This window comes from Rhodococcus sp. JCM 9793 (genome assembly GCF_055380405.1).
On sequence record NZ_AP043721.1, the window covers coordinates 4,252,604 to 4,273,199 of the forward strand.

A 20,596-nucleotide genomic window follows, 5' to 3' on the forward strand; every position below is an offset into this window, starting at 1 on the left:
CTGCTCACGCAGGGTCCTTTCCGAAAAGTGTGCGCGCCGCTCCGGCAGTCACGACCGAGCCGGTCACGACGACACCGGCACCCGATACGGCTTCGCCCTGCTCGCCGACCTCCTCCGCGATCGCGATCGCGGTCTCGATCGCGTCGGCCAGGGTCGCAGCGGTGACGACGCGTTCGTCTCCGAAACGAGCGACCGCAACATTCGCGAGGTCGTCGATGTCCATGGCCCGCGGCGAACCATTGTGGGTGACGACGATCTCGTCGAAGACCGGTTCGAGTGCCTCGATGAGTCCTGCCACGTCCTTGTCGGCCATCACGCTGACCACGCCGACGAGCTTGCGGAAGTCGAACTCGTCCGCGAGTGCCGTGGCGAGTGCCTTGGCACCGTGCGGATTGTGGGCAGCGTCGAGGAACACCGTCGGGGCGTTACGCACCCGCTCGAGGCGACCCGGGTTGACCACCGACGCGAATGCTGCGCGCACGGTCTCCACCTCGAGCTGTTTGTCCGGCCCCGCGCCGAAGAACGCTTCGACGGCGGCAAGCGCGAGCGAGGCGTTCAACGCCTGGTGTTCACCGTGGAGGGGCAGGAAGATATCGGTGTACAACCCGCTCAATCCCTGCAGGTCCAGCTGCTGACCGCCGATAGCGACGGCGCGACGCACCACTGCGAATTCCGAACCCTGACGGGCAACCGCGGCATCGGCCTCGACGGCCTGCCGCAGCAGCACATCCATCGCCTCGGGCTCCTGCTGCGCGATGATCGCGACGGTGTCGCGGGGGACGAGCTCGTCCTCGGGGGCCTTCTTGATGATCCCGGCCTTCTCCCCCGCGATCTCGGTGAGCGTCTCACCGAGATACCCGGTGTGGTCGATACCGATCGGGGTGATCACGGCGACCTGGCCGGTGACGACATTCGTCGCGTCCCAGCGTCCGCCGAGTCCGACCTCGACGATGGCGACATCGACAGGTGTGTCGGCGAATGCCGCGAACGCCATTGCGGTGGTGACCTCGAACTTACTCATCTTCGGGCCGCCCGCGGCCTCCGATTGCACGTCGACCATCTGCACGTACGGCTCGATGTCGCGGTAGGTGTCGACGTAGGTGCGCGGAGAGATGGGGGCACCGTCGACACTGATCCGCTCGGTGGCGATCTGCAAGTGCGGGCTGGTCGTACGTCCCGTCCGGTGCTGCATGCGGGTCAGGAGCGCATCGATCATCCGCGTCACCGACGTCTTGCCGTTCGTCCCCGCGACGTGGATCGACGGGTAATTGTGCTGCGGCGAACCGAGGATGTCCATCAACGCGGAGATCCGTGTCAGTGACGGCTCGATCTTCGTCTCGGGCCACCGCTTGTCGAGTTCGGCCTCGACCAGGGCAAGCTCCGCGAGGTCGACCGGGGACGGTACCCCAGGCCTCTCGAACGGTCCCGCGTTGTCGGCACTCACGCCTGTCCCAGCTCCTTCAGCCGCGCGGTGATGCGGGCGATCTCTTCTTCGGCGATCTGCTTTCGGCTCGTGATCTTCTCCACGACCGGGGCCGGCGCCTTCGACAGGAAGGCCTCGTTGCCGAGCTTGGCCGTCGTACCGGCAAGTTCCTTCTCGGCCGTCGTGAGGTCCTTGCGCAGACGCGCGATCTCCGCGCCGATGTCGATCGTGCCCGAAGTGTCGAGCTCGACGGTGACAGTGGCGCGACTGAGGCGCACCTCGATCGAGGCGGACGCGTCGAATCCGTCCTCGGGAGGGGTGAGCCGGGCGAGCGCCTGCACAGCCGGAACCTGGGCTTCGAGGTCCGCCGAGTCGATACTCACGAGACGTGCCGCGACCTTCTGCGACGGCTTGAGTCCCTGGTCGCTGCGGAATCGGCGGATCTCGGTGGTGAGCTTCTGCAGATCCTCGATACGGCGCGAGGAATCGGCGTCGGCCGCGACACCGGATGCCGCCGGCCACTCGGCGATCACCAGGGACTCACCACCGGTCAACACCTTCCACAAGGTCTCGGTGACGAACGGGATCACCGGGTGCAGCAGGCGCAGCAGTGCATCGAGAACGGTCCCGAGGACGGTCTTGGTGCCGTCGACGTATGCGCTGCCCTCGGCGAGCTGCACCTTCGCGAGCTCGAGATACCAGTCGCACACCTCGTCCCACGCGAAGTGGTAGAGCGCCTCGCACGCCTTGGAGAACTCGTAGCGGTCGAATGCCTCGTCGACCTCGGCGCGCACCTGCTCGAGCCGGTCGAGGATCCAGCGGTCAGCGTCGGTGAGGGCGTCGCGGGCAGGCAGTTCCCCGATGACCGCGCCGTTCATGAGCGCAAACTTCGTAGCGTTGAACAGCTTGTTCGCGAAGTTCCGCGACGACTGGGCGTGGTCTTCACCGACGGCGAGGTCGCTGCCGGGGTTCGCGCCGCGCGCAAGTGTGAAGCGCAGGGCGTCGGCGCCGAAGCGGTCGACCCAGTCGAGGGGGTCGATTCCGTTGCCGCGCGACTTCGACATCTTCTTGCCGAACTGGTCGCGGACGAGGCCATGCAGGAACAGGTCCTTGAACGGAACCGTTCCGGCCTCACCGCCGTCGAGTGCCTCGTCGCCGGAGACGTAGGTACCGAACATCATCATGCGGGCGACCCAGAAGAACAGGATGTCGTAACCGGTGACGAGAACGCTGGTGGGATAGAACTTGTCGAGCTCGGGGGTCTTCGCCGGCCAACCCATGGTGGAGAACGGCCACAACCCGGAGGAGAACCAGGTGTCGAGCACGTCGGGGTCCTGCTCCCAACCCTCGGGGGCGGTCTCGTCGGGACCGAAGCAGGCGACCTCGCCGTCGGGCCCGTACCAGATGGGGATGCGGTGACCCCACCACAGCTGACGAGAGATGCACCAGTCGTGCATGTTGTCGATCCAGTCGAACCAGCGTGGCTCCTGGCTCTTCGGGTGGATCACCATGTCGCCGCCGCGCACGGCGTCACCGGCCGCCTTGGCGAGGGTGTCGACCTTGACCCACCACTGCATCGACAGTCGCGGCTCGATGGTCTCGCCGGAGCGTTCCGAGTGTCCGACGCTGTGCAGGTAGGGGCGCTTCTCGGCCACGACGCGGCCCTGCTCGGCAAGCTCCTCGCGGATCTTGACGCGGGCCTCGAAGCGGTCCATACCGTCGAATCGGGTGCCCGAGTCGGCAATCCTGCCGGTCTTGTCCATGATCGTGGGCATCGGCAGGTTGTGGCGCAGGCCCATCTCGAAGTCATTGGGGTCGTGCGCCGGGGTGATCTTCACGGCGCCGGTGCCGAATTCGGGGTCGACGTACTCGTCGGCGATGACAGGGATCTGCCGGCCGGTGATCGGATGCTCCAGGGTCGTGCCCAGGAGGTGCTTGTAGCGCTCGTCATCGGGATGAACCGCGACGGCGGTGTCGCCGAGCATCGTCTCGACTCGGGTGGTCGCGACGATGACGTGAGGTTCGTCGTCCTCGAGGGAGCCGTAGCGCAGGGAGACGAGTTCGCCCTCGACCTCTTCGAACTTGACCTCGATGTCGGAGATCGCGGTCTGCAGCACGGGCGACCAGTTCACGAGCCGCTCGGCGCGGTAGATCAGGCCGTCGTCGTACATCCGCTTGAAGATGGTCTGGACAGCGCGGGACAGGCCGTCGTCCATGGTGAAGCGGTCGCGAGACCAGTCGACGCCGTCGCCGATGCGCCGCATCTGCCCCTGGATGGTGCCGCCGGACTCGCGCTTCCAGTCCCACACCTTGTCGATGAACAGCTCGCGACCGAAGTCTTCCTTCTTCTTTCCGTCGGCGGCGAGTTGCTTCTCGACGACGGTCTGCGTCGCGATGCCGGCGTGATCCATGCCGGGCAGCCACAGCACTTCGAAGCCCTGCATACGCTTACGGCGTGTGAGCGCATCCATCAGGGTGTGGTCGAGCGCGTGGCCCATGTGCAGGCTGCCGGTGACATTCGGGGGCGGCAACACGATCGAGTACCCGGGCTTGTCGCTCGCCGGGTCGGCCTCGAAATACCCGGCGTCGACCCAGCCCTGATACAGATCGCCTTCTACTGCGCTGGGGTCCCAGCTCTTGGGAAGGGCATCGGCAGGATTCTGCGAGTTCTCTGGCGCACTGGTCACCCGACAATCGTAAGCGGATGACCCAAATCACCAGGACACGGCCCGGGAATGCCTCCCCGACTCACCCGAGGATCTCCGGAAGTTCGATCGGAGTGCCGAGAACGTGTTCGGACAGGAACGCCTCGACTGCCTGGTACCAGACTTTGGCGTGTTGCGGGTTGAGCACCCAATGGTTCTCACTCGGGAAGTACAGGAAACGATGGACTGTGGTTCCGTCGTCCTCGGCGGGCAGACCTGATTCGTTGAGCAGCTCGTACCAGAGGCGCAGCGCTTCCCCGATCGGGACACGGTAGTCCTTGTCTCCGTGGATGACGAGCATCGGCGTGACGATGTCGGCGACGAACAGGTGCGGTGAGTTCTCGACGGCCATCTCGGGGGTCATCTCGCGCTGCCAGTACCACGCGACGTCGGTGGTCGGTACGAACTGATCCAGGGCCCACAGGCTCGCGTGCGTCACGATCGCCCGGAAGCGGTCGGTGTGCCCCGCCGCCCAATTTGCCATGTAGCCACCGAAGGATCCACCCATCGCGGCGGTGCGCTCGGCGTCGATGTCGGCGCGGGCCTCTACGGCGTCGGTGATCGCCATGAGATCGGTGTAGGGCTCCTTGCCCCATCGGCCCCATCCGCGGCGAATGAAGTCGTCGCCATATCCGGTCGAGAGCGCCGGGTCGGGCAGCATCACGGCGTAGCCGCGCGCGACCAGCAGCCACGGGTTCCACCGCCACGACCATGTGTTCCAGCTGCTGAGCGGCCCGCCGTGGATCCACAGCAGCAGCGGCGCCGGGGTATCTGCTGTAGCGGTGTCCGGGAGGGCAAGCCAGCCGCGCACGCGAGTCCCGTCGTCGGCCGTGGCGACGATGTCGACGAGATGTCCGGGTAGAACCGGTAGCGCCGCGGGTGCCCGGAGCGGTGTCACCGTTCCGGCATCGGGGCCGGTCAGCGCGACACGGACGGGATGGGGCGGCGCCTCGTACGACGCGCGCAGCGCATACAGCGCGGAGCCGTCGGGGGCGACGGACACGTCGGTGTATGCGGCGTCGTCGCCGGTGAGCTTCTCGGGGCGATCGGTTCCGAACCACAACACGAAGATCGGCGCGCGGCCGTTCTCGTCGGCGGTCACGATGAGACCTGCATCGTCAGGCAGCCACGCGATCGAGGTGGGTCGACGATCCCAGTCGCGTGCTTCGACGGTGGTGATTCCGTCGAGGATGTCGAGTACACGCAGGGTGATCCGCGGCGGTGTGTCCGGATCGCTCAGCTCTTCGTGCAGGTACGCGAGCCTGGTCCCGTCCGGCGACAGCGTCGGGTGGGTCGTGTCGCCGGTCTCGTCGTCGACGAGCGGGGTGCGCAGTCCGGTGGTCAGGTCGATCCGCACGAGCGTCGTGCGTCGGGAGGCGAGCGGCCCGGCCACAACCCAGGTCGACGCGGCAAACGAGCCGTCCGCAACGACGTCGAGTTGTGCGTTGCGCAACGAACTCCGGACGCCGGGCGTCAGGTCGGTGAGCTCGCCGTCATTACCGACGGTGAGCAGGTGTGGGCGGTCCGGGCCGAGATCGCGGTCCCAGTACCGCACCGGATAGCCGGTGTGCATCACGGCCGAGACCTTGCGGTCCTTGCGTGCAGAGCGGACGCGTTCGTCGTCGGTGTCGCTGTGACCGAGCACGTTCGCGGCGAGCACGATCCGGTCTGCGTGGGTAGCGGAATGCACCCCTGCGACACCACCCTTTCGCGCGATCACCTGCTCGGCTTCACCACCTGCGGTGGGGAGACGCCACAGCGATGCCGGCTCGTCGTCACCTCCGCGAACTGCGGTGAACAGCAGATCGCCGGTCGCGGTGAACGTCGGGTTCGACTCCCCACTGTCCCCGTGTGTCAGCCGGCGGGCGGGTTCGGTGCCCACCGGGTCGATCTCCCACAGCGCACCGACGAACGACGTGGCCGCGTCGTCGAGGGTCGATTGCGCGAGCACCAGCCGGGCGCCATCGGGCGCCATCACGAGCCTCGTGGCACGCGGTAGCGCAAGGTAGTCGTCGAGGTCGTCGAAGGCCGTCATGCCCAGAACCTTAGAGCGCGTCCGAGGAGTCCGGCACGGCTCACGTGGTTCGATCGGGTCGGCCGACATGGTGACGATCGTGGCGGTGGACAGATTCGCAGTCGGGCTACCTCGAGGAGGAAGCCGGACAAGCAACCAGAAGGAGAGATCTCATGGCACTGAACAAGACCGCCGTGTCCGCCCTCGCCGCGGGCGGGCTCGTCGGCGGCTACGCTGTCGCACGCCGGACCGGTAACCGTCCGCTCGGCGGCGCCGTGCTCGGTGTCGTCGGTGCCGTGTGCGGGACGCATTGGGCGCGTACGAGCGGTCCTGCTCGCACCGCCGCACTCGTCGCCACCTACGTGGGCGCGTTCGGCGCCTCCCATCCTCTGGCGAAGCAGATCGGTGCCTGGCCGGCAGTCGGTGTCGTCGCCGCAGGCACCGCGGTGGCGTCTCAGCTCGTCAGCAGATAACCCCGGGGGATACGCTTCGGACGCCCTGAGTGACGCGATCGGCGGGCGTCCGGCCACCGGTTGTAACCTGGTCGGTCGACGAAACAGTTCGGGTTTCGTCTCCCCGCTATCGAACGGAGAACGCACAGTGGTCGATCTCGCATATACCATCGCCGGGTCGGAAGCGACCGGTGGCGCCGGCCTGCAGGTCGATCTCAAGACGTTCCAGCAGCTCGGTGTGTACGGCGTCGGCACAGCGACGTGCATCGTCTCGTTCGATCCGAAGAACGACTGGGGACACCGCTTCTTCCCGGTGCCCGCCGAGGTCATCGCCGATCAGATCGAGGCCGCCACCTCCGCGCACGACCTGGACGTCGTGAAGATCGGCATGCTCGGCACACCTGCGACCATCGACGTCGTCGCCGACGGGCTGGGCAAATCCCGCTGGCGGCACGTGGTGCTCGATCCGGTTCTGATCTGCAAGGGCCAGGAACCGGGTGCCGCGCTCGACACCGACAACGCGTTGCGCCAGCAGATCCTGCCCCACGCGACGGTGATCACTCCGAACCTCTTCGAAGCTCAGATGTTGTCGGGGATGGACTCCATCGAGTCCGTCGAGGATCTGACCGAGGCGGCGCGCCGCATCCACGATCTCGGCCCGAAGTACGTCGTGGCGAAGGGCGGCGTGGAGTTGCCCGGCGACGAAGCTGTCGATGTGTTGTTCGACGGCGAGAACGTCACCCTCTTGACCGCGCCGAAGGTCGGCAACGAACGGGTGTCCGGCGCCGGGTGCACGCTGGCGGCTGCCATCACCGCCGAGCTCGCGAAGGGCACTGACGTCGCCGAGGCAGTCAAGGCCGCAAAGGATTTCGTCACGAACGGCATCAAGGGTCGCGTGTCGGCGCACACGCCGTTCGACACGGTCTGGCAGGGCGCGTAGCTCGGGATCGGACCGACATGGCCGTAGGGGCCGGAGGGAATCGGCCACGGTCCTTCGACGGACGGACAATGCAACGGAATCCGATGTGGCACGTCGAGGTTTCGACACTTTCGCCCTGCCTCGCAGCGGGTCGATATCGAAGGCAGTAGTTGGGCGCACACAAATGCGATCCACCCTTGATCACCCGCACCGGATAGGGCATCTGCTCCTCCCCCACGTCGCTACGAGGGTTCGCCGGGGTGCAACACGCGCGAGCAGGGGCGATGTCCCGATAGCCCGTTGCGTGGTCAGGAGTGAAAATGTCGGCGGTCCACTCCCACACATTTCCGGCCATGTCCGACAGGCCATATCCGTTGACACGGAAGGATCCCACCGGCGAGGTTCCGACGAACCCGTCCTCGGCCCTGTTCTCCCACGGAAAGCTTCCCTGCCACGTGTTTGCCAGGTGCCTGCCCCGTGGAGTGAATTCATCGCCCCAGACGAACCGCGCACGATCGAGACCGCCTCGTGCCGCGAACTCCCATTCCACCTCTGTGGGGAGGTCCTTGCCTGCCCAGTGCGCGTAGGCGAGCGCATCGAAGTACGAGACGTGTGTGACCGGATGCCGCTCCCGCCCTGCGAGATTGCTACCAGGACCCTCCGGATGGCGCCAGTCGGCTCCGGGCGTCCACGTCCACCACCTGAGATAGTCGTCGAGCGGTACCGGCCCGGGTGGTGGAGTGAACACGAGGGAACCCGGCACCAACAGCGCCGGATCGGCGCCGGGATAGTCCGCCTCCTCGGGCGTCGTCTCCGCAGTGGTGACATACCCGGTGCTCTTGACGAACCGGCGAAACTCGGCGACCGTCACAGGGTGCGTGTCGATGAAGAAACCGTCGACGTGCTTCTGATGGACCGGCCGTTCTTCGGGATAGAACTCGTCGGAACCCATCCAGAACGTGTTGCCGGGGATCCACACCATGTTCTTCGGTGCGGTCCGTCGCGTCACAGAGTTCACGTTGCCATCATTTCAGCGTTCGGCACGGTAGGTCAGCGCGGGACGTCACCGACGATGGCGACTCTCTCCATCACCCGGCGATGGGGAAAGTAGTCGCTGGTGGCGTAATGCTGTGTGGCTCGGTTGTCCCAGAACGCAATGGAATCGGGTTGCCAGCGGAATCGACATTGGAAATCCGGAACCTTCACCTGGTCGAACAGATGACGCAGAAGCTGCTGCCCTTCCGCTGGGTCGAGATCCGGTATGTGCGTGGTGAAGAGGCTGTTCACGAACAACGTCCTCCGTCCCGTCTCGGGGTGGATCCGCACGATCGGATGAGAAACCGGCGGGTAGGTCGCCCGCATCTCCTCGAGCCGATCGGGAGTCATACCGCGACCGAACGACGGGACGAAATCGTGTACCGCGGTCAGAGCATCGATTCGACCCTTGACCTCGTCAGAAAGGCAGTCGTAGGCATTGCCCATGTCTGCCCACAACGTGTCGCCGCCCGCCGGCGGAACCTCGAGCGCTCGAAGGACCGAACCCAACGGCGGGCACTGCTGCCAGGTGACGTCGACGTGCCAGATGTTCTCGGTTCCGGGATCGTCCTGGCTTCTCTCGAAGTGCACGACCTCCGGCACCTCACCCTGAGGGAGAAAGGGGTGCACTTCGAGTTGGCCCCAGTTACCGGCGAAGTCGCGGTGTTGCGCGGGTGTGATGTTCTGCTCGCGGAAGAAGAGCACCTTCCATTCCAGCAGTGCACGTCGCAGCTCATCGATCTGTTCCGCGGCGGGGTCGCGGAGATCGACTCCGGTGACAGTGGCTCCGATGTACGGCGTCAGCGGTTCCAGGCGGAGGGTCTCGTAGGGCTCGGTCACGTTTCCACCGACCGTGCGACGAAGAACACGAGGACCGAATTCTATTGTGTGGTCGCCGATTTCCACTGTTCTGGACGAGATTGCGTTGGTCATGGTGCTCCTGTCCGTTCTGCGAGCAATGCACCCACTGCCATATCGATCAGGTGGCCGACGGTGTCGTCGAAGCTCGCGAGTTGGGGAAGTCCTTCAGCTCGGCGCTGTTCGATCAGCGCGAGCGCGGAGATGATCATGTTGAACATCAGGTCGATTCGAGCGAGAGCGACGCGACGGGGAAGGTGGGACAGCGCGTCGATGAGACGCTGGACAATTTCCCTACCGGCGTCTTGAACCTCAGTGAGTTCGGGCGATGTGAAATCCACGGACGGGGAGACGCGCGCAAGGAAACGCGCATAGTAGCTTCCGGCGGGTGCGTCCGCGAGAAACTCGGTGAGAGGCCGGATTTCGGCTTCGACGAGGGCGCGGATCTCAGGTTCTCCGTCCGACGACTCGACACGGTCGAGGTAGGCGCGCCGAACTTCATTGATGGCGTGCATACGAAATCGGAAGATCGCCAACAGCAATCCTTCTCGGTTTCCGAAATGGTATTGCACGGCCGAGTTGTTGCGGTGTCCTGCAGCAGATGCGATGTCGCGCATCGACACACCCTCGAGGCCGTGTGCGGCATACAACTGCTCGGCCGCTTCGAGCAGGGCTTGACGTGAATCGACTGCCGATGACATACGGCCACCGTATGCAACGCGATACGCGTCGTCAAGACACTGCCTTAATTCTCTGGATTTGCTGGCCCGTAGTCATTTTGGATGCAGTCGGAGAGTGCGCCGACACTTCGGCCGACACCGCGCCCCACCGGTCCCGCTCAGCGGGACATGCCTGCTACGGTTCGGGAGTTCGTGATTAGCGTCACGATCCGATACCCGTGATGCCGGCTCGGCGTCCGTATCTCTCCCGCATGTGGGCAGTCGCCCGACACGGCCTGCTTGCCGTACTCGTCCTCGTCCTCGCCTCGCCTCGCTCGAACAAAGGACAATTCTGGTGCATGTTCCGACCCCTCCGACCGCCGGCGCGTCGAGACGGCAACTGTTTGCCATCCTCGGCGTCATCATTCTGTTCTCGGAGATCGCCACCTTCGAAATTCTGATGGTGTATCCGGCTGTGCCGCACATCGCCGAAGAGTTCCGGACACTCGATGTGGCATGGGTGATCTCGATCGTGACCCTCGCGGGTGCAACCCTCATGCCCCTGATCGGAAAGATCTCCGACAAGGTCGGCAAGAAGCGTGTCATCATGGCGCTGGCATGCGTGTTCGTACTCGGTAGTCTCATCTCCGCCATCGCACCGTCCTTCGAGCTCATGCTCGTCGGCCGTGCGGCACAGGGCGCGCTGGTGGGTATCGTGGCGCTGTCCTACAGTCTCGTGCGCGACGTCATGCCGCGTGACTTCGTTCCGATCGCGTTGGGCGTGGTCGCGACGGGAATAGGAATGTCGGCTGTCGCCGGTCCGTTCATCGCGGGATGGCTCATCGACGGCTTCGGTTTCCGTTCGGTGTTCTGGTTCTTGGCGGTCTACGTGGTCGCGCTGATTCCGCTGTACGCCGTGGTGGTGCCGGAAAGTCCGGTGCGGGCCGATCGTCCGGTCGACTATCCGGGCACGGTTCTACTCGGTCCCGGCGTGGCGGTGCTGCTCGTAGGAATCAGTAAGGGCTCCGCTTGGGGGTGGTCGTCCGCCACGACTGTGGCGCTCCTGGCGACGGGCGTGCTGATGCTGGCATTGTTCGTCGTGCGTCAACGCACCGCCGTACATCCACTCATCGACTTCTCCATCCTCTTCGGCCGCAGGTTCGGACCGACCGTCCTGGCGGTCGCCTGTGTGGGATACATGATGAACGCGCACGCTCTGATGATGCCGACGCTGCTCCAGACCCCGGCAGGAGTTCCCGGCGTCGCCTACGGAGCGGGCCTGACAGCCACCATGTATGCGCTGTGGACATGTGCACTCGGAATTTGTGCAATGGTCGCCGGCCCTCTGGGCGGGTTCTGCGCCAAGAAGTTCGGCCCGCGACAGGTTCTGCTTGCCTCCGGTGTGCTGTTCGTATTCGTCATGTTCCTCGGTTCCAGACTGCCGACATCACTGGGACAAGTCGTCCTGATCAGCGCGTTGGCCGGTGTCGCTGTCGGATTCCTGCACTCGTCCAACGCGAATCTCGTGCAGGATGCCCTTCCTTCCGAGCACAGCGGCGTGGGATCCACGATTGCCGGGGTCGGAATGCAGTTGACGTCGTCGGTTGCTGTCACGGTGACGGGCGTGGTGATGGCCGGCCATGTCAGCGGCGCAGGCTCGGGAAGCCGTTCCGTGGTGTACACGGACTCGGCATTCGTGTACGGATTCGGGTCCGCTGCGCTCGTCGGTGCTCTCGGCGTGGTCATTGCACTGCTGATGAAGCACGGCCGTTCGCCGGCTACCGGCGGTATGCGACCAGAGGAGACCGCGGTGGTTCATCGCCACGAACGTGTGTGATCACCGTCACCGAATCACCTGCACCCGTCACGTCCGAAGGAGTTCGCATATGGATCGCCATTCGCTTCCGATCGTCACCCACTCGCCGCAGCCTTCCGCTGCTGTCGATTACCGCAGCCAGAGCCGTCCGTTCCACCGCAGTGCACCAGTGCGGCCCCCGCAGGGGGCACCCAACATCCTTCTCATCATGATCGACGACGTCGGATTCGGTGCGGCATCGGCGTTCGGCGGCCCATGCCGCACACCGACAGCGGAGCGACTCGCGGACGACGGGCTCAAATACACGAGATTCCACACGACAGCACTGTGTTCCCCGACCCGCGCCGCGACACTCACCGGCCGTAACCACCATTCGGTCGGGATGGGGGTGATTTCCGAAATGGCCGGGGCTGCCCCTGGATACAACGGAACACGTCCCGCATCGGCGGCGACGGTGGCACGCATCCTTCAGGGGAACGGGTACGCGACCGGCGCGTTCGGCAAGATGCATCAGACGCCGGCGTGGGAGATCACTCCGGCGGGACCGTTCGACCGGTGGCCGTGCCGAGAAGGCTTCGACAAGTTCTACGGATTCCTCGGCGCCGAATCGGATCAGTTCAGCCCCGTGCTCTACGAAGACTTCACGGTTGTCGAACCGCCGCGTAGCCCGGAAGAGGGATACCACCTGTCGGAGGACCTCGTGGACCGCGCGCTCGCGTGGATCGAAGGTGTGGACGCGATCGATTCGGACAAGCCATGGTTCTGCTATCTGCCGTTCGGTGCGTGCCATGCGCCGCTGCAGATACCCGAGGAGTACCTCGACAAGTACCGAGGCGAGTTCGATCATGGTTGGGACCGGCAACGCGAGATCACCTTGGAGCGACAGAAGCGATTGGGCGTCGTACCGGACGAGACCGTCCTCGCGCCGTGGGCCCCCGGCCTGCCGCACTGGGAATCGCTGGACGAAGAACAACGCCGGGCTTCCGCGCGGCTGATGGAGTTGTATGCGGCCTTTCTCGAACACACCGACGACCAGGTCGGCCGTCTGGTCGACCGGCTCGAAGAAATGGAGGTTCTCGACAACACTCTCGTGGTGTACATGCTCGGCGACAACGGCGCATCCGCCGAGGGCGGAATGGAAGGGTCGTTCAACTATCTCGCGGGCCTCAACGGATACGAAAGCACCACCCGCGAGGTCATCGACCGGTTCGACGAGTTGGGCACCCCCTCGAGCTATCCCCACTACCCCGCGGCGTGGGCGCTGGCACTCGACACCCCCTACCAATGGGCAAAACAGGTCGCGTCGCACTACGGCGGCACCCGCAACGGACTGATCGTGCGATGGCCGGACGGCATCGCGGAGTCGGGTGGGTTGCGCCACCAGTGGCATCATTGCGTCGACCTCACCCCGACGATCCTCGAGGCCGCGGGTGTTCCGACGCCCCATACGGTCGACGGAGTCGCGCAGATGCCGATGGAGGGTGTCGCAATGAACTACTCGTTCGATGCTCCCGAGGCCGAAGACCGCCACGTCACCCAATATTTCGAGATCTTCGGGAATCGGGGTATCTATAACGAAGGATGGACCGCGGTCACCGCACATCGGGCTCCATGGCTCATGGCGACTGCCGGTGCGGAACTGCCGAGCCTCGACGAAGATCGGTGGGAACTGTACGACACGAAAACGGACTGGTCGCAGGCGCGCGACCTCGCCTCCGAGTATCCGGACATTCTCGAACGGTTGAAGCAGCTGTTCCTCGTCGAAGCCGCCCGATATCAAGTGCTGCCACTCGACGACCGCACAGTGGAACGTCACACGCGAGACTCTCGCCCGCCGCACCCGTTCGACGGTCGCTCGAGCATCACCCTGTACCCGCACATCCAAGGACTTGTGGAGAAAGCGGCACCGTCATTCTTCAACAAGTCCTTCACCTTGACCGCACGGATCGACAGTGATGGCTCGCCCTGTGAAGGGATGCTCGCCGGGATCGGCGGCCGGTTCGGCGGGTTCGCCTTCTATGTTCTCGATTCGAAACCGGTGTTCTGCTACAACTTCTGCGGCCGTGAGCACACGTTCGTGCGTTCCCCGAAGCCGCTACCGCCCGGCAGGAGTGCGGTTTCGCTTCACTTCGAATACGAGGGAGGAGGAATAGGCAAGGGCGGCAACGCTTTCCTGCGTGTCGACGATGTGGTCGTTGCACAAGGCCCGGTCGAACGTACCGTGCGGGCGATCTTCTCCATGAACGAGCAGCTCGATATCGGCGTCGACCGGGGAAGCCCGGTCACGGAGGAGATCGCCCGCAAGGGGAGGTTCTCATTCACCGGCACCCTGCGTGATCTCCGGATCGACCTGCCGCGCGGTGGCGGCGTACCCGAGGCCGAGCGTCGCAAGGTGGAGATGGCGACCCACTGAGCGATGCCCATTGCCTTCGACGGGGAGGAGGTGCAGTGTGAAATATGGAATACGACCGGCGACGCCGTGTCGGCGCCGCCCTGAGCAGAAGGGTGCCGATCATGTTCGCACGTTCGACCACCATCAATGCACATCCGTCGTACATCGACGTCGGAATCAAGCAGGTACGCGACACCGTGATGCCTGCGCTCACGGATATCGAAGGCTGTCTCGGAATGTCCCTACTGATCGATCGCAGCTCCGGCCGGTGTATCGCGACCAGTTCGTGGCGGGACGAGGAGTCGCTACGTGCCAGCGAAGGACCGGTACAGACGTTGCGTACCGACGCAGCCGAGACCTTCCACGGCACCACGGAAGTCTCGCGGTGGGAGATCGCGGTCATGCACCGCGACCATCATTCCGAGCGCGGGGCCTGCTGCCGCGTCACGTGGTTCAAGACCGAGCCGGCACACATCGACCGCGGCATCGACGTGTGGAAGATGGCCGGGCTACCCGCGATGGAGGAACTCGACGGGTTCTGCAGCGCCGCACTCATGTTCGACCGTGCCTCCGGCCGCGGGGTGTCGTCGCTGACGTTCGACAGCGCCGAGGCGATGGAACACAACAGGGAACGGGTCGACAGCATTCGGGACGCAGGGGTTCGCGAGGCGGGCGCCCAGGTGCTCGACACCTGCGGGTTCGAACTCGCTATCGCGCACCTGCACGTCCCGGAGATGGCGTAGCGCCGAACGAATACTCCCGATTGCGCCCCTCCTCCGACGCGGGTGGGCGCAATCGGGCGGGGATGACTACAGATTCGATCGGATCCTGTCCAGCAAGGGCTTGATCACGTTCACCGATCAATCGGCTGCGCTCTTACGCGGCCTCCCACGACGCGTCGCCTTGGCCGGTGGCGTTGTGGCCGATTCTGTGTGCGAATCGGACGTCGATTCCGAGGACGGATCGTCGCGCCAGCTGATCTCGATCTCTATTTCGATCTCGTCGCCGTCGACCTCTATCTCGAGCTCCCACCGGACGCGATCGGCGACGACGATTTCGATCGAGTCACCACCCGAACCCAGTTCCACCTCGGAGCCGCCGGCGAGGGCCTGTCCGAGTGCGATGAGGCGATCGGACACTTCTTTTCGGGAGAGCTCGGACTTGCGCTTGATCTCCAGCTTCGGCACGACGACTCCTGACTTCGGCGCAGTGTGTTCTCACCGTACGCCCGCAACGCCGATAGTCGGTCCGAAAACGTTCGACAACGACTTTCCTCCCTCCGGTCGCTACCGCGCCCTCGTCACTGCGGCTCGCGCCACATCGCCGACAGCGTCGGACCTCCGCGCGGGATGCGGATCTCACCGGTGACGGTGAAACCGAACCGCTCGTAGTACGGAACGTTCTCTTCCTTGCTGGATTCGAGGTATGCGGGCGCGTGCTCGGCATCGATCCGATCGAGCCGAGACTTCAGCAACGCCGTGCCGCATCCCGCGCCCCGCGCATGGGACGCCGTTCCGATCGTCGACAGGTACCAGTGCGACTCCTCGGGATGTGCGGCTTCGAGTGCATCATCCACCGCTCGACCCCGTGCGGCGTGCCGGCCGAGGGCCCGCATCAGCCCCGGCATCATCCGCAGCGTCGCACCCATCGGCGCGCGCCATCGATCCGGCGGAGCCCACATCGCCGCACCACCGACACGCCCGTCGAGTTCGGCGATCTCTGTGCCGCCGAGCGCGAGCATATGGTGGCGAACCTCGGCCGCGAAGAATCGTGACAATCGACGGATGCGGCTCTCCTCGTCGGGGAACATCCACGACATCAACGGGTCGTCGAAGAAGGCGTCTGCGAACACGGACGCGACTGCTTCGATATCTGCCTGTTCGGCGCGTCTGACAGCAAGGGCCATCCTCGTACCGTAGTCGTACGGGTCCCACCGATCGATTGGCCCAACGCCGTGTCGCGGGCCACTATGGAGGAATGATGCGACACGGTCCCGAAGCGGATATCGACGAGTCCGATCTCGAGGTGTCTCCCGCCAAGGACTACGCCGCGGGTGTCCCCGCGGTCCTCGTCTCACTGGAGCGCGCATACGAGCAGATGGGCGCGATCCGCACAGCAAAGACGTTGACCCGACTCAACCAGCGTCACGGCTTCGACTGTCCAGGCTGCGCATGGCCCGAGACCCCCGGGCATCGCAAACCTGCGGAGTTCTGTGAGAACGGGGCGAAGGCGGTCGCAGAGGAAGCCACCCTGCGGACGGTGACACCCGCGTTCTTCGCACAGCACTCCGCCGACGAGCTCGCCACCAAGACCGACTATTGGCTCGGACAACAGGGCCGTATCACTCACCCGATGGTGCTGCGTGCGGGCGCTGATCACTACGAACCGATCGAATGGGACGACGCCTACCGGGTGATTGCCGATCATCTGACGGAATTACCGTCACCCGATCAGGCCGTGTTCTACACCTCGGGTCGGACGAGTAACGAAGCCGCGTTCCTGTACCAGTTGTTGATCCGCAGTTTCGGCACGAATAACATGCCGGACTGCTCGAACATGTGTCACGAGTCGTCGGGCACCGCACTGACCGACTCGATCGGGATCGGTAAGGGTTCGGTGTCGGTGCCCGACGTCGAAGCCGCCGATCTCATCCTCATCGCCGGCCAGAATCCGGGAACGAACCATCCGCGCATGCTTTCGACCCTCGAGAAAGCCAAGGCGAACGGGGCTCGGATCATCGCGATCAATCCCCTTCCCGAGGCAGGCCTCAAGCGGTTCAAGGACCCACAGAAGGTCTCGGGAGTGGTCGGCCGCGGCGTGGATATCGCCGACGAGTTCCTCCAGATCCGCCTCGGCGGAGACATGGCGCTGTTCCAAGGACTCGGAAGGCTGCTGTTCGAGGCCGAGGACGTTGCCCCCGGCACGGTGATCGACCGCGCATTCGTCGACACGCACTGCGCAGGTTTCGACGATTACGAAACTCACGTGCGCAACGTCGATCTCGACACCGTGGTCGAAGCAACCGGCTTGACCCTCGACCAGTTACGGGACACCGCAGCCGAACTGATCGCGTCACAGCGGACCGTGATCTGCTGGGCCATGGGGCTCACCCAGCACACCCATGCCGTCGCCACGATCGCCGAGGCTGTGAACATACTGCTTGCCCGCGGAATGATCGGTAAGCGCGGCGCCGGGGTATGTCCCGTGCGTGGCCATTCCAACGTCCAGGGCGACCGCACGATGGGCATCTGGGAGAAGATGCCCGAATCGTTCTTGGCAGCATTGGACACCGAATTCGGTATCGAGGCTCCGCGCAAGCACGGTTTCGACACCGTCGACTCCATCCGTTCGATGCGCGACGGGCAGGCGTCGGTGTTCATGGCAATGGGCGGCAATTTCGTCTCGGCCACACCCGACACCGCAGCCACCGAGATCGCTTTACGCAACTGCGCACTGACGGTGCAGGTCTCGACGAAACTCAACCGCAGCCACGTGGTCCACGGAAGAACCGCACTCATCCTCCCCACCCTCGGCCGCACCGACCTCGACCTCCAGTCGACTGGGAAGCAGGAGGTTTCCGTCGAGGATTCGATGTCGATGGTCCATCTTTCCCGAGGACGACTGAAGCCGGTGTCCGAACATCTGCGCAGCGAAGTCGCCATCGTGTGCCAGCTCGCTCGCACCCTGCTCGGTGCTGATCACTCGGTGCCCTGGGGGCAGTTCGAAGCTGATTACGACCGCATCCGCGATGCAATCGGTCGCGTGGTACCGGGGTTCGCGGAGTACAACAGCCGGGTGCGGCAGCCCGACGGCTTCGAACTCCCGCACCCCCCGCGCGACGCTCGCGAATTCCACACGGCGACCGGGCGGGCGAACTTCTCGGTCAACGACCTCGAATGGGTTCCCACACCCGAGGGCAGACTCATCCTGCAGACGATGCGGAGTCACGACCAGTACAACACCACGATCTACGGGCTCGACGACCGCTACCGCGGCGTGAAGGGCGGCCGCAAGGTCATCTTCATCAGCCCCGACGACATCACCGATCTCGGATTCCGCGACGGCGATCTCGTCGACATCGTCTCCGAATTCACTGGCCCCGAGGGCGCGCTCGAAGAACGCCGCGTCCGCGACTTCCGGGTCGTCGCCTACAACACTCCGAAGGGCAACGCGGCGGCCTACTACCCCGAGACCAATCCCCTCGTGCCGCTGGACCATGTTGCGAAGAGGTCCAATACTCCGGCATCGAAGGCGATCACCGTGCGGCTCGAACCTGCAGCAATGATGGATTCGTAGTGGGACGTGTGACGACCCGCCGAGCGGTCCTGCGTGTCACCGCGGACCGTGTGATCCGGCGCCCCGACACGCTCGCGGTCGAGGAACCCCTCGAGATCCGGCTGAACGGACGGGCGTTGACCGTCACGATGCGCACGCCCGGCCACGATGTGGAACTGGCACACGGATTCCTGCTCGCGGAGGGAATCATCGACAACCGGGACGACATCGCGATCGCGCGGTACTGCGACGGCGTCGACGAGACGGGCGCGAACACCTACAACGTGCTCGACGTCCAGCTCGCCCCCGGCGTCGAAGTACCCGACGGTGCCGGGGCGCGGAACTTCCTCACCACCTCGGCATGTGGGGTGTGTGGCAAGGAGTCGCTCGAGCAGGTGCGCACACGCACCCGTTTCCCGCTGCGCGGCGATGTCGAGGTCCTCGCGCGCACGATGTCGGAGCTTCCCCGTCTGATGCGTCAGCAGCAGAAGGTGTTCCAGTCCACCGGCGGCCTGCACGCCGCCGCGCTGTTCACGATCGACGGGTCGCTCCTGCAGCTGCGCGAGGACGTGGGCCGGCACAACGCTGTCGACAAGGTGCTCGGATGGGCACTGTCGGAAGGGAGAGTGCCGCTCTCCGAGAGCGTCCTCGTCGTCAGCGGGCGCGCGTCATTCGAGCTCGTGCAGAAAGCCGTGATGGCCGGTGTACCCGTGCTCGGGGCGGTGTCGGCGCCGTCGTCGCTCGCCGTCGACCTCGCCGAGGAGTCGGGCCTGACCTTGATCGGCTTTCTGCGCGACAACTCGATGAACGTCTACACCGGCTCGGTGCTCTGACGGACTCCGTTCAGCTGCATGTCGTTTCGGGAGCCTCGCCAGCGAGCGCCCCTTCGGCGAAGGCACGCACGTCGTCGAAGGAGTCCTCGAGGACTGCGCGGTGGTCGGCGCCCTCGTAGACCTGGTAGGTCACGTCCGAGCCGTTCGCACAGAGATCCTCGGTGAGCTGGTCGGTGAGCGGACGACTCACCAGCACATCCTCGGTTCCCTGCACCACGAACGTGGGGACGGTGGGTGTGAGCTCGCCCGGCTCCTGGGTCCGGTAGTACGCGGCCAATCCCTCGAGGTCCGCGTCGGGCGCCAAGACCTGATCGACAGGGACCGTCGCAGCCGCTGCCCGCACGTCATCCATGCATCCGGTGCGCGCAGCGGTGAGCAATACGCGCGAGGCGTCGGTGAGCATGGCGTCGGCGCTCAACTCCGGCTGAGCTGCTTCGGCGCCGATCAACAACACGGGCAGGAACGGCACCGCCGCCTCGATCCCCGGGCCGCCGCCGGCGAAATAGGCGGCCGTGTCGCTGGTGCGGCTGCCCGGAGCCATCGACACGACTCCTGCGAGGTCGAGTTCGGGGGCGCGGTCGGGGGCGACCGCTGCGGCGTACAGCGCGGCCTGTCCGCCCTGGCTGTGCCCCATCGCGACCCAACTGGTGCCGACGGCCGGTTCCAGTTCTCGCGCCGCACGCACGATGTCGACGACGGCGTTGGCGGCGCTGTCCCCGTTCATGTACGGGTGTTCACCCGGGGTGCCGAGGCCTTCGTAGTCGGTCTGGACCACCGCGTAGCCGTCCGCGACCCATCGGTCGAGCATGTCCGTGGTCCGTTCGACGTAGGAATGCGCGGGGCCGCCTACTGTGTCCGCAGATGGAGCACACGCGTCGCCGACGCCGGTCGTGCCGTGGGCCCAGCTGATCACCGGCCATCCGCTTTCCGGTGCCTCACCCTTCGGGATCGCGACGGTGCCCGAGACCAACGCCGGACGCCCGTCAGCACCTTCGGACAGGTAGGTGATCAGTTCGGTGCGCTGAGCGCTGGGGAGCGCCGCTGCGGTAGTGATCGGGCGGTCGGTGATCAGCGAACCGGGCGCGGCGGCTCCGGAATCGACCGACTCCGGAGGTGGGTTCGAACACGCTCCGGCTCCGAGCACCGAAGCAAATGCGAGTGCCGCGGCAGCATGCCGGGACGGGAAGGTCTTCATGGAACCTCCGTTAAGAAGAA

The 20,596-nt window shown here is 65.2% G+C and carries 16 protein-coding genes; 7 read left to right on the forward strand and 9 right to left on the reverse strand.

Annotation, left to right across the window (positions count from 1 at the left end):
- Positions 1-4: 4 nt before the first annotated feature.
- From folC to ACZ46K_RS21800, 3 genes are all read right to left on the reverse strand, one after another.
- On the reverse strand, positions 5-1,444 hold the full coding sequence (gene folC / locus ACZ46K_RS21790; protein ID WP_464744742.1) for a bifunctional tetrahydrofolate synthase/dihydrofolate synthase: 1,440 nt from the start codon (positions 1,442-1,444) through the stop codon (positions 5-7).
- Positions 1,441-4,110, reverse strand: coding sequence for a valine--tRNA ligase (locus ACZ46K_RS21795; RefSeq protein WP_464744744.1), 2,670 nt, complete (start codon positions 4,108-4,110; stop codon positions 1,441-1,443). The genes folC and ACZ46K_RS21795 overlap by 4 nt, the downstream gene beginning before the upstream one ends.
- Before the next feature lie 61 nt (positions 4,111-4,171).
- Positions 4,172-6,163 carry an alpha/beta hydrolase family protein gene (locus tag ACZ46K_RS21800; RefSeq protein WP_464744746.1) on the reverse strand — a complete coding sequence of 664 codons (1,992 nt, stop codon included), beginning with the start codon at positions 6,161-6,163 and terminating at the stop codon, positions 4,172-4,174.
- 152 nt (positions 6,164-6,315) lie between these two features.
- On the opposite strand from ACZ46K_RS21800, the gene ACZ46K_RS21805 reads away from it, so the two are divergent.
- Together ACZ46K_RS21805 and thiD are read left to right on the forward strand one after the other, a co-directional pair.
- Positions 6,316-6,615, forward strand: a complete 300-nt coding sequence (locus tag ACZ46K_RS21805; RefSeq protein ID WP_463369152.1) for a hypothetical protein — start codon at positions 6,316-6,318, stop codon at positions 6,613-6,615.
- A 127-nt stretch (positions 6,616-6,742) separates the two neighbouring features.
- Complete coding sequence (gene thiD, locus ACZ46K_RS21810) at positions 6,743-7,534, forward strand: bifunctional hydroxymethylpyrimidine kinase/phosphomethylpyrimidine kinase (RefSeq protein ID WP_054810346.1); 792 nt, start codon at positions 6,743-6,745, stop codon at positions 7,532-7,534.
- Here thiD and ACZ46K_RS21815 read toward each other — a convergent pair.
- The 3 genes from ACZ46K_RS21815 to ACZ46K_RS21825 form a co-directional block, all read right to left on the reverse strand.
- Complete coding sequence (locus tag ACZ46K_RS21815; RefSeq protein WP_464749434.1) at positions 7,479-8,495, reverse strand: formylglycine-generating enzyme family protein; 1,017 nt, start codon at positions 8,493-8,495, stop codon at positions 7,479-7,481. The genes thiD and ACZ46K_RS21815 overlap by 56 nt on opposite strands.
- A 68-nt stretch (positions 8,496-8,563) precedes the next feature.
- Complete coding sequence (locus ACZ46K_RS21820) at positions 8,564-9,481, reverse strand: TauD/TfdA dioxygenase family protein (RefSeq protein ID WP_054806471.1); 918 nt, start codon at positions 9,479-9,481, stop codon at positions 8,564-8,566.
- Complete coding sequence (locus ACZ46K_RS21825) at positions 9,478-10,107, reverse strand: TetR/AcrR family transcriptional regulator (RefSeq protein ID WP_054806470.1); 630 nt, start codon at positions 10,105-10,107, stop codon at positions 9,478-9,480. Before ACZ46K_RS21825 ends, ACZ46K_RS21820 begins: the two co-directional genes overlap by 4 nt.
- 313 nt (positions 10,108-10,420) lie before the next feature.
- On the opposite strand from ACZ46K_RS21825, the gene ACZ46K_RS21830 reads away from it, so the two are divergent.
- The 3 genes from ACZ46K_RS21830 to ACZ46K_RS21840 all read left to right on the forward strand — a co-directional run bounded on the left by ACZ46K_RS21830 (position 10,421) and on the right by ACZ46K_RS21840 (position 15,016).
- Positions 10,421-11,902, forward strand: a complete 1,482-nt coding sequence (locus ACZ46K_RS21830; protein WP_464744748.1) for an MFS transporter — start codon at positions 10,421-10,423, stop codon at positions 11,900-11,902.
- Positions 11,903-11,951: 49 nt separating this feature from the next.
- Positions 11,952-14,294: an arylsulfatase gene (locus tag ACZ46K_RS21835; RefSeq protein WP_464744750.1), complete on the forward strand. Its 2,343-nt coding sequence runs from the start codon at positions 11,952-11,954 to the stop codon at positions 14,292-14,294.
- Between the two features lie 92 nt (positions 14,295-14,386).
- Positions 14,387-15,016, forward strand: coding sequence for a hypothetical protein (locus tag ACZ46K_RS21840; protein ID WP_464749435.1), 630 nt, complete (start codon positions 14,387-14,389; stop codon positions 15,014-15,016).
- Between the two features lie 117 nt (positions 15,017-15,133).
- Here ACZ46K_RS21840 and ACZ46K_RS21845 read toward each other — a convergent pair whose 3' ends face one another.
- Together ACZ46K_RS21845 and ACZ46K_RS21850 are read right to left on the reverse strand one after the other, a co-directional pair.
- A complete protein-coding gene (locus ACZ46K_RS21845) occupies positions 15,134-15,460 on the reverse strand; it encodes an amphi-Trp domain-containing protein (RefSeq protein WP_054806467.1) in 327 nt (108 codons plus the stop codon).
- 113 nt (positions 15,461-15,573) lie between these two features.
- Positions 15,574-16,179, reverse strand: a complete 606-nt coding sequence (locus ACZ46K_RS21850) for a GNAT family N-acetyltransferase (RefSeq protein ID WP_464744752.1) — start codon at positions 16,177-16,179, stop codon at positions 15,574-15,576.
- A 71-nt stretch (positions 16,180-16,250) separates the two neighbouring features.
- On the opposite strand from ACZ46K_RS21850, the gene ACZ46K_RS21855 reads away from it, so the two are divergent.
- Both ACZ46K_RS21855 and fdhD read left to right on the forward strand, forming a co-directional pair.
- The gene (locus tag ACZ46K_RS21855; RefSeq protein WP_054810767.1) at positions 16,251-18,569 is read left to right on the forward strand and encodes an FdhF/YdeP family oxidoreductase; all 2,319 of its coding nucleotides are present in this window, start codon (positions 16,251-16,253) and stop codon (positions 18,567-18,569) included.
- Positions 18,569-19,381, forward strand: a complete 813-nt coding sequence (fdhD, locus tag ACZ46K_RS21860; protein ID WP_054806466.1) for a formate dehydrogenase accessory sulfurtransferase FdhD — start codon at positions 18,569-18,571, stop codon at positions 19,379-19,381. The genes ACZ46K_RS21855 and fdhD overlap by 1 nt, the downstream gene beginning before the upstream one ends.
- Before the next feature lie 10 nt (positions 19,382-19,391).
- On the opposite strand, the gene ACZ46K_RS21865 is transcribed toward fdhD, so the two are convergent.
- A complete protein-coding gene (locus ACZ46K_RS21865; RefSeq protein WP_464744754.1) occupies positions 19,392-20,576 on the reverse strand; it encodes an alpha/beta fold hydrolase in 1,185 nt (394 codons plus the stop codon).
- Between the last annotated feature and the right edge of the window lie 20 nt (positions 20,577-20,596).

What these genes read in the sequence shown, in the direction of transcription:
- ACZ46K_RS21835 (WP_464744750.1), top strand. Translation starts at nt 11,952, where the DNA reads ATGGATCGCCATTCGCTTCCGATCGTCACCCACTCGCCGCAGCCTTCC.
- ACZ46K_RS21855 (WP_054810767.1), top strand. Translation starts at nt 16,251, where the DNA reads ATGATGCGACACGGTCCCGAAGCGGATATCGACGAGTCCGATCTCGAG.
- ACZ46K_RS21820 (WP_054806471.1), bottom strand. Translation starts at nt 9,481, where the DNA reads ATGACCAACGCAATCTCGTCCAGAACAGTGGAAATCGGCGACCACACA.
- ACZ46K_RS21850 (WP_464744752.1), bottom strand. Translation starts at nt 16,179, where the DNA reads ATGGCCCTTGCTGTCAGACGCGCCGAACAGGCAGATATCGAAGCAGTC.
- ACZ46K_RS21825 (WP_054806470.1), bottom strand. Translation starts at nt 10,107, where the DNA reads ATGTCATCGGCAGTCGATTCACGTCAAGCCCTGCTCGAAGCGGCCGAG.
- ACZ46K_RS21865 (WP_464744754.1), bottom strand. Translation starts at nt 20,576, where the DNA reads ATGAAGACCTTCCCGTCCCGGCATGCTGCCGCGGCACTCGCATTTGCT.
- ACZ46K_RS21815 (WP_464749434.1), bottom strand. Translation starts at nt 8,495, where the DNA reads ATGGTGTGGATCCCCGGCAACACGTTCTGGATGGGTTCCGACGAGTTC.
- ACZ46K_RS21800 (WP_464744746.1), bottom strand. Translation starts at nt 6,163, where the DNA reads ATGACGGCCTTCGACGACCTCGACGACTACCTTGCGCTACCGCGTGCC.
- ACZ46K_RS21805 (WP_463369152.1), top strand. Translation starts at nt 6,316, where the DNA reads ATGGCACTGAACAAGACCGCCGTGTCCGCCCTCGCCGCGGGCGGGCTC.